General features: G+C 53.3%; 8 protein-coding genes. 1 reads left to right on the top strand and 7 read right to left on the bottom strand.

Annotated elements, in window-relative coordinates:
• Positions 1 to 121: 121 nt before the first annotated feature.
• The 6 genes from CKO12_RS15175 to rpoS form a co-directional block, all read right to left on the bottom strand.
• The gene (locus CKO12_RS15175) at positions 122 to 409 is read right to left on the bottom strand and encodes a calcium-binding protein (RefSeq protein WP_200154912.1); all 288 of its coding nucleotides are present in this window, start codon (positions 407 to 409) and stop codon (positions 122 to 124) included.
• 115 nt (positions 410 to 524) lie between these two features.
• Positions 525 to 707, bottom strand: a complete 183-nt coding sequence (locus CKO12_RS11630; RefSeq protein ID WP_338032740.1) for a hypothetical protein — start codon at positions 705 to 707, stop codon at positions 525 to 527.
• 292 nt (positions 708 to 999) lie between these two features.
• The gene (locus CKO12_RS11625) at positions 1,000 to 4,224 is read right to left on the bottom strand and encodes an EAL domain-containing protein (RefSeq protein ID WP_200154911.1); all 3,225 of its coding nucleotides are present in this window, start codon (positions 4,222 to 4,224) and stop codon (positions 1,000 to 1,002) included.
• A 67-nt stretch (positions 4,225 to 4,291) separates the two neighbouring features.
• Positions 4,292 to 5,458 carry a class I SAM-dependent methyltransferase gene (locus tag CKO12_RS11620; protein WP_200154910.1) on the bottom strand — a complete coding sequence of 389 codons (1,167 nt, stop codon included), beginning with the start codon at positions 5,456 to 5,458 and terminating at the stop codon, positions 4,292 to 4,294.
• The gene (locus CKO12_RS11615; RefSeq protein ID WP_200154909.1) at positions 5,459 to 5,893 is read right to left on the bottom strand and encodes a YcgN family cysteine cluster protein; all 435 of its coding nucleotides are present in this window, start codon (positions 5,891 to 5,893) and stop codon (positions 5,459 to 5,461) included.
• Between the two features lie 129 nt (positions 5,894 to 6,022).
• The gene (gene rpoS, locus CKO12_RS11610; protein WP_200154908.1) at positions 6,023 to 7,006 is read right to left on the bottom strand and encodes an RNA polymerase sigma factor RpoS; all 984 of its coding nucleotides are present in this window, start codon (positions 7,004 to 7,006) and stop codon (positions 6,023 to 6,025) included.
• A gap of 162 nt (positions 7,007 to 7,168) precedes the next feature.
• Between rpoS and CKO12_RS11605 the strand changes: the two genes are divergently transcribed.
• Entirely contained in the window at positions 7,169 to 7,435 is a 267-nt protein-coding gene (locus CKO12_RS11605) for a cytochrome c (protein ID WP_200154907.1), read from the top strand.
• A 16-nt stretch (positions 7,436 to 7,451) separates the two neighbouring features.
• On the opposite strand, the gene CKO12_RS11600 is transcribed toward CKO12_RS11605, so the two are convergent.
• Complete coding sequence (locus CKO12_RS11600; protein WP_200154906.1) at positions 7,452 to 8,198, bottom strand: retropepsin-like aspartic protease family protein; 747 nt, start codon at positions 8,196 to 8,198, stop codon at positions 7,452 to 7,454.

Raw genomic sequence — 8,198 nt, 5'->3', positions numbered from 1 at the left:
TATACTTAACTGAACTGTCTTCTTCACGTCTTAAGAAATTCAAAAGTTGGTCTTCGTTGCACAGTTTCACTGTCGTAAGCTCCTACATTTTCTCTTATAGTATAGTATGTTTTGCGGATAACTATAATACAATTTTGTCATCTGTGATTGAAAAATCAGTGATGGTCGCTGTGTCTTTATCGGCAAATTGGAATACATCCTGTCCAGCGCCACCAGTAAGTGAATCCTTGCCACTGCCGCCAATCAATGTGTCATCACCCGCGCCGCCGCCGAGTATGTCATTGCCTTTGCCACCGATGAGCAGATCATTGCCTTCAAGTCCACTCAATGTATTCACGTTATCATTGCCAGTCAAAACGTTATCCAAACCATTACCCGTGCCGTTAATCGCAGTGGCACCAGTCAACATCAGATTTTCGAGGGTAGTGCCGAGGTTTACACCTATGTGAGTGACGTAGTTAAAAGCATAAATTTTTGATTTTTTTAGAAAAAATAATTGTGCAGCAGACAACTTTTAGAGCATTTTAAGCCGCCACCGGCAGCGCCATTCCCACAGTTTCTTTTGCAACATCCACCCACTGCATCAACTCCAAGCGTCCGTCGTGATGTTCCACCAACGCCATGCAGCTCCACACCCAATCGCCGCAATTGCAATACACCGTCGCGCCAATTTCTCGCATTTCGGCATATGATGAATGTATCCGCATCAATTCACTGCGTCTTTAGCGCCTTTTTTAGCCGGCGGAAAATTGGGCGTGGTGAATTTTATGTCTCAGAAACAAAACCGACGGTGGGCTTGGTGCGTCACGATGCGTTGATGCGCTGGTTGTGACCGCGTTGGCGTTCATTTGCAGCCAAACCAATTGATGACGTTTTCGCGGAGTAGCGATTAAAAACTAAATGTAATCTTGTTCGGTACATTTTGCAGCGTTCATCTTTGTATTCTAAAGCTATTTTTTGTCAAGCGTAACTCCTAAATTGTATAACTCAAAAAATCAATTACCGCTGAAATACCGTGCGCTCAAATTCCGCAACCGGCACCGGACGACCGAATAAATAGCCCTGACAGGCATAACATCCTTGCCGGGTGAGAAATTCTAACTGCGCGGTCGTTTCAACCCCTTCAGCAATTACTCTCAAGTTGAGATTACGCGCCATTGCAATGATGGTTGCAGCAATTTCCATATCGTTTTCATCATTGGGAATATCGCGCACAAAGCCTTGGTCGATTTTCAATTCATCAATTGGAAAGCGTTTCAAATATGCCAATGATGAATAACCCGTGCCAAAATCATCAATTGATAAGCGCGTTCCCAAGGTTTTGAGAGCTTGCAATAGCGTCACCGCCTGTTCACCGCCACCCATAATCATGCTTTCAGTTAATTCCAGTTTCAGCCAGTGCGCTGGCAATTGCGTATCTTCTAAAATAGCGGCAATGCGTTGTACTAAATCATGCTGTTGCAATTGCCGTCCTGATAAATTCACTGCAATAAATAACGGCGGAAATCCCGCATCAAGCCAGCGTTTTCCTTGCTCACAAGCAGCGCGTAAAACCCATTCACCCAGCGCCACAATTTGTCCAGTTTCTTCTGCCAACGGAATAAACCGTGCCGGTGAAATCATGCCTTCTTCAGGACACATCCAGCGCACCAAGGCTTCGCAACCAATTAACGCTCCAGCTTGGGTATCGAATTGCGGTTGATAATATAAAACGAATTCATTATTGGCTAAGGCGCGATGTAACCGCGCTTCCAGCGCCAGCCGTTCATTCGCAGCAACCGTGAGCGTGGGCGTATAAAAGCGATAAGTATTGCGACCCTGTTCTTTCGATTGATACAACGCAACGTCAGCATGTTTGACTAATTCCGTGACCAAGGTGCCATCATCTGGATACACGCTAATGCCGATACTCGCGCCGATATACACCTCGTGCATGTGTTCCGCCGCGCCCAAATTGAATGGCTGCTCCAGCAATTTGAGCACTTTTTGCGCGACGAGGGCGGCGCTCTCCGGACAGGTGATCTGTTCCAACACGATTAAAAACTCGTCGCCACCCAGCCGTCCGATGATGGTGTGGTCATCCAGCAAGCGGGCACTCAACCGCCGCGCCAGCGCTTCTAACAACTCATCGCCCGCCGGATGTCCCAAACTGTCATTCACATTTTTGAAGCGATCCAGATCAAGAAACAGCACCGCAACACGCTGGCGCTGCCGCTCCGCCCGATCAAGCGCCTGTTGCAGCCGCGTGTGTACCAGCAGCCGGTTGGGAAGATGCGTCAACGGATCGTAATGCGCGAGGTGCTTGAGCTGCGCCTCGGACTGTTTGAGCTGGCTGATGTCGGTCATCACGCCGACGTAGTGACTGGGCTGGCCTTGGCTGTCATAAACGACGCTGATGCTCAATAACTGCGGATAGATGTCGCCATTTTTGCGCCGATTCCAAATCTCGCCCTGCCAATGCCCGTTGGCGAGGAGCTGCGCCCACAGCTCCTGATAAAACCCCTGATCTTGGCGACCAGATTGGAGCAGGCGCGGATTGAGCCCCAGCACTTCCGCCTCCGCGTAGCCGGTGATGGCGGTGTAAGCGCGATTGATGCTGAGAATGTTGGCTTCTAAATCGGTGATGATCACGCCCTCGCGGGTGTGCTCAAACACGGTGGCGGCTTGCCGCAACGTGGTATCGGCATCACCGCGAGTGATCGCCAGCCCCGCGATGCAGGCGAATTCATTGATGCGTTGGCGTTCGCTGGGTGTCGGAGGGCGCTGGCGCAGCGCCCGCACGCTAAAACATCCCAGCACCTGTTCATCACTATTTTTGAAGAGCTGGCACCAATTGCCGTGCTGGTCAAACAGTTCGCCGGTCGCGACTTGGTGTGGTGACAGTTGCGGCGCAGTCACCGCCGCGTCCGCGCCCACCGTGATGGTGACTTGAAAATCAGGGTAGATGTCCTCCAGCCGCTGCGCGATCTGCTGCAACAGCTCCGGCAACGCCTGATTTTCCAATAACCCTTCGAGCACCAAAAGGCGCGTTTCCTGCACCTGTTCGGTGAGCTTTTCGGCGGTGACATCGCTCCACGCGCCGCTCGCCAACCCGCTGCCGTCATCCACCAGCCGCAGCTCATCGCGCAGCCAGCGCACCTGATAGTGACTGTCAAACACGCGGTAATCGTGCGCCAACGGCGTGTCGCTGCGCACCGCAGCCAGCCAAGCCAGCGTCGCGGCGTGATCATCGGGATGTAACCGCATTTGCCACCACTCAGGTTGCAACGCCTGCGCGGGCGTAAATCCCAGCCAGCGTTCAATGTTGGCGCTGACCCACGTCAGCGGTACGTGCGGTTGCTTGAGTTGGCGGGTGTAAAGCATCACCGGATTGGTCGCCAACACCTGTTCGAGACGCGCATTGGCAGCATGAAGCGCGGCGCGTTCGCGCTGCAATTGATATTGCCCCACCACCTTTTCCAAAGTCGGCGGCAGCTTGTGCAAATACCCGCTATGTTTGGATAGGTAATCGTTGACGCCAAGATGAATCGCGCGTGCAGCGATGGCTTCATTGCCCTGTCCGGAGACCATCACAATCGGCAGCTCCAGCCCGCGTTCAGCCCGCATGATTTTGACCGCTTCCAGCGCATCCAACCCCGGCAGCCGGTAATCCAATAGCACCGCGTCATAATCGGCAGCCGTCCGCGTATCCTGCGGCAGACAGGCGAGCAGTTGCGTGACATCCAGCACCGTCATCACCCGAATGTGCGGCGCATGACGCGCAAAATGGCGCAGCGTCAGATCAATATCAGCGAGGTTGTGCTCGGCATAAATCACCCGCAGCGGTTGCGAACGCCGCATTGTGGCGGCGTGAAACCGCTGACGCGCTGCGCGTAACGTCGCCGGCAAGCGTTCCAATGCTGCATCGCTCTTGATGAGATAGTCATCCGCGCCCGCTTGCAGCGCCGCCACCGCAGCTTCTTGATCGCCAGAACCCGTCAACAGCACCACCGCCAGCGGCAAGCGCCGTTCCCGAATGTGGGCGAGCACTTCCAAGCCCGAACCGTCCGGCAATCTCAGATCAACCAGCGCCAGCTCGTAGCGTTCCGCCTGTTGGAGACAAGCCAATGCCGCCGCCAGCGTCGATGCCACTGCAACGCATTGAATATCAGGAGCGCGGCGGGCTAACGCACGTTGCGTCAGATCGACATCAATTGGATTATCTTCAACGTGCAAAACGTACATGTTAGGAACCGTATGATTATATTCCGCGACGCAGCTACCCTGTTCCGCAATTGAAGGCGGAGTAGATTTACAACCGATCCCGTAAATCGCGCACCGCAAATCCGCACCACTCACCACTGATATTTTTATTCAATCCCAACACCTTGAAACGCTCGCCCATTGCCGTCGGCAGCAGCAATTGTTTTGCCGCCAGCGTCTGTTCCAACGTCACTTCCGCGCCAGCCAGCAACCGGTCAATGCCGCAACCAAGCAAAAAATGCGCTTGCGTGGTGAAACCCGCCAGCGTGAACCCCGCCGCTTCGCCCGCTTCCGCAACCGCCGTGAAATCAACGTGCGCCGTGAGGTCTTGCAAGCCCAGGTGCTGATACAGATTGCCGCTCACTTGATGATGGCGATAACCGAGCAAGGTGCCGCTCGTGCGATCTGGCTGATAATAATTTGCGCGGGAGTAGCCGTAATCGCTCACCAACACCACGCCGGCATCAAGCATCGCCCCCACTGCTGCCAACCACGGCGCGAGGCGCAAATTCACCTCCGAGCTGTAGCCGGGCGCTTGCGCTAAACCAGCGGCATGTAACGCGGCGATGGCGGTCGCCAAGCCCGGCGACTGCACCGGGGCAGCGATGTCCATCAATGTCCCCGCCGTTGTCGTCACAAATATCTCAGCAATTGCGCCATCGGCAGCGATCTGAAAGCGGGAAACCGGCATCGCATCCAGCACTTCATTTGCTAATACCACGCCGCGCAGATGCGCCGGCAAGGTCGTCAGCCACCCGCAGCGGGGCGCGAGGTGCGGCAGTTCAGTGAACAGGCGCTGGCGCTGACGCTCGGCGAGTTCGGCGCTCAATTCCACAATCCAATAATGCGCTGGCACACTCTCCAGCCGCTCCAATTCGCGCAGCACCGCGACTGCCAGCGCCCCGCTGCCCGCGCCAAATTCCAAAATGTCATTGGTCATTGCGCCGGGAGGCGGTGCCAACGTTTGCAACACCTCGGCGCATTGGGCGGCGACGCACTGCCCGAATAACGGTGACAATTCCGGTGCCGTGATGAAATCGCCGCCTGCGCCGAATTTGTGCGCCCCAGCAACGTAATACCCCAGCCCCGGCGCATACAGCGCCAGCTCCATAAACGCATCAAATGGCAAGCGCCCGCCGGCAGCGGCAATCTCCGCACAGAGCAACTCGTGGAGCTGGGCGCTGAGATGTTGGGCGTGAGCGGCAGCGGTGAGCATTTAGCGGATCCAATCAATCAAATTCATTAACGGGTTGAGACCCGGACGCGGTGCCAGCACCCGCCCGCGCACACTGTGCCCGGCGTCACCCACCGAGCGCGGATCGCCGGTCAACAGCGGATGCCAAGGCGGCAGCGATTTGCCTTCAGTGAGACGGCGATAGGCGCAGGTTTCCGGCAGCCAAGCGGCGTCGCGCAGCGTTTCGGTGGTCAAAGTGATGCAATCCGGCATGAGCGTGGCGCGAGCGGCATACTCTTGACAGCGGCAGGTTTTGAGATTGAGCAACGCGCACGCCACCCGCGAATAAACAATCTGGCCGGTGTCCTCATCCTCAAATTTTTCCAAACAACATTTGCCACAGCCGTCACACAAGGCTTCCCATTGTTCTGGCGTCAGCGCCGCCAGCGGCGTGGTTTCCCAAAAACGTTCAGACATCACCATCATTCCAAATTGATTTCAATAGAATTATAAAATTAACGCAATTAAAATTCCAAACCAGTTGTACTGCATTCCACTAAAAACCGGTAATTCAATTTCACAACTGCGCCAACAAAAAAACGCAGTTTAATCCGACGCGCTGGCGCTATAAATGCCATCTTGTCCGAGAATTTCGCGCAGCCGCCGCAGCGCTTCCAATTGAATTTGGCGCACGCGCTCACGGGTGAGACCGATCTCCGCTGCGACCTGCTCCAGCGTGGCATCGTCATCACCCTGCAATCCAAAACGGCGCTCTAAAACGTCGCGTTGTTTCTCCGTCAACTGCTGCAACCATTGCTCAAGCTGGCGCTGCTGGGCAACATCTTCGAGTTGAACTGCCGGATTGATTGCCGCCGGGTCTTCGAGAAGATCAAGCAATGAATGCTCAGGGTCTTGATCCAACGGCGTATCCAGCGAGCGAATTTGCGTATTCAGCAATAACAAACGGCGCACCACCAGTGCCGGTTTATCAATTAAATAAGCAATATCATCAATGGTGGGTTCGTGGTCAAGCTGGGAATTAAGCTGGCGAATAGCGCGTAAACACAGATTGATTTCTTTAAGTAAATGTACCGGAATGCGCACGGTACGCGCCTGATTCATAATTGCGCGTTCAATTGCCTGTCGAATCCACCACGTCGCATAGGTTGAAAAGCGAAACCCGCGCTCAGGATCAAACTTTTCTACTGCGTGAATTAGACCTAAATTACCCTCTTCAATTAAATCAAGTAAAGGTAAACCGCGATGAGAATAATGGCGAGCAATGTTGACTACCAGCCGCAAATTGCACAAAATCATTTGCGACCGCGCTTGTGCATTGCCAGCTTGAATCAGACGCGCTAACTGGATTTCTTCCGCAGCAGTTAATAATTGAAAAGCACCAATCTCATGCAAATAGAGCAGCGTCATATCTACTTGAGCGGTGTTTGGTTCCGTATCATCTGGCGGGGTAAACGACGGCGACGCGCTAACCTCGAATGTAGCAGTGAGGAATTCATCAGCGGTATGAAACGTCTGCTCCACTGGCAACGCATCATCATCGCTGTTATTTTGATCCTCAGCACCGCTCATGTCAGTTTCCGTGTACAAATCCTAATGAGTTAAAACCGAAGATGCAGAACAGTTATTATGCACTAAATGTTGTTAATTTTAATACGATCATACCCGCAACACTTGGAACTTTTTTAAGCGTTGCGCAGTCACATAACCTGCACGCACTGAGAGTTATTGCTTATGAATCTACGCTTACTTGCGTTATTGCTAGTGTTATCAAAATTTGCCAACGCTGCCGATGATGTCACCACTCGCTATCAAACATCATGCACCACCTGTCATGGCACTGATGTGTATACGTCTACCAAACGCAGAATAACGTCTTTTGATGCGCTAGAACGACAAGTAAACCGCTGTACGCTGGCACTCAGTTTGCGCTGGTCTAATAATGAAGTGCATGATGTAAGTGCGTATTTGAATCAACGGTTTTATCACTTTCCGCGCTAATCCAGCATCTCATTATTTATTTCGGTACCAACGTGATTTGATTATTCGCATCATCAATTGTCATCCGAAAACGCCCCAGCACATTCATTCCCAACAGCGCCTGCCCACCGAGGCGCTGATCGTCAATAAATGCGACCGCCACATTGGTCAGCCGCTCCGTTCCGAGCACCAACGCGGGCAACCGCCCAATCCGTGCCGACACGGTACCGTTGGCCGTTTGTACCGATCGTTCCCGCAACGTTGCCGGATTCAAACCAAGGCGAGCGAGTAGCGACAGCGGCAACACCACCTGCTCGGCTCCGGTGTCAATCAGCAACGACTGTTGCAATTGTTGTTTATTCATCCCTTCTAGTGTTGCCGCTACCACATGCGCTGCGCCCTGACGTTGCGTGGGCAACACAATATCAGCGGCAGCAGTGGGCGGTGACGACGGCGCAGCGCGGGCTGGCGGCGCACTCACGGCGGTTTTTTCACCCAGAATCAACACCTTTTCAATACGCTGCGCCGAACTTTGCACAATCACATAATTAAAGTTTTCTAATAACAAACGCAGCCGCTCAATTAATTGCGTTCCCTCAGCATGTGCCACTGCATCAGCGGTGTATTCAATTCCGCTGACTTCAAAGCTGTATTCTGTCATCAACCGTTCTAATTCAGCATTGACTGCAACTGGTGCAGCAGCGAAAGTTGGCGTCGTCAAAAATAGTGCTACACAGAAAAACTGCCGCAGATAGCGAATGGTGCGCTGAAGGTGAATGTGCAT

Source organism: Chromatium okenii (assembly GCF_016583745.1).
Lineage (GTDB): Bacteria > Pseudomonadota > Gammaproteobacteria > Chromatiales > Chromatiaceae > Chromatium > Chromatium okenii.
The sequence above is the reverse complement of the archived record's forward strand: the minus strand, read 5'-3'. Positions and strand labels throughout refer to the sequence as shown.

What these genes read in the sequence shown, in the direction of transcription:
- rpoS (WP_200154908.1), bottom strand. Translation starts at nt 7,006, where the DNA reads ATGAGCGGTGCTGAGGATCAAAATAACAGCGATGATGATGCGTTGCCA.
- CKO12_RS11625 (WP_200154911.1), bottom strand. Translation starts at nt 4,224, where the DNA reads ATGTACGTTTTGCACGTTGAAGATAATCCAATTGATGTCGATCTGACG.
- CKO12_RS11600 (WP_200154906.1), bottom strand. Translation starts at nt 8,198, where the DNA reads ATGCACATTCACCTTCAGCGCACCATTCGCTATCTGCGGCAGTTTTTC.
- CKO12_RS11615 (WP_200154909.1), bottom strand. Translation starts at nt 5,893, where the DNA reads ATGTCTGAACGTTTTTGGGAAACCACGCCGCTGGCGGCGCTGACGCCA.
- CKO12_RS11620 (WP_200154910.1), bottom strand. Translation starts at nt 5,458, where the DNA reads ATGCTCACCGCTGCCGCTCACGCCCAACATCTCAGCGCCCAGCTCCAC.
- CKO12_RS11630 (WP_338032740.1), bottom strand. Translation starts at nt 707, where the DNA reads ATGCGGATACATTCATCATATGCCGAAATGCGAGAAATTGGCGCGACG.
- CKO12_RS11605 (WP_200154907.1), top strand. Translation starts at nt 7,169, where the DNA reads ATGAATCTACGCTTACTTGCGTTATTGCTAGTGTTATCAAAATTTGCC.
- CKO12_RS15175 (WP_200154912.1), bottom strand. Translation starts at nt 409, where the DNA reads ATGTTGACTGGTGCCACTGCGATTAACGGCACGGGTAATGGTTTGGAT.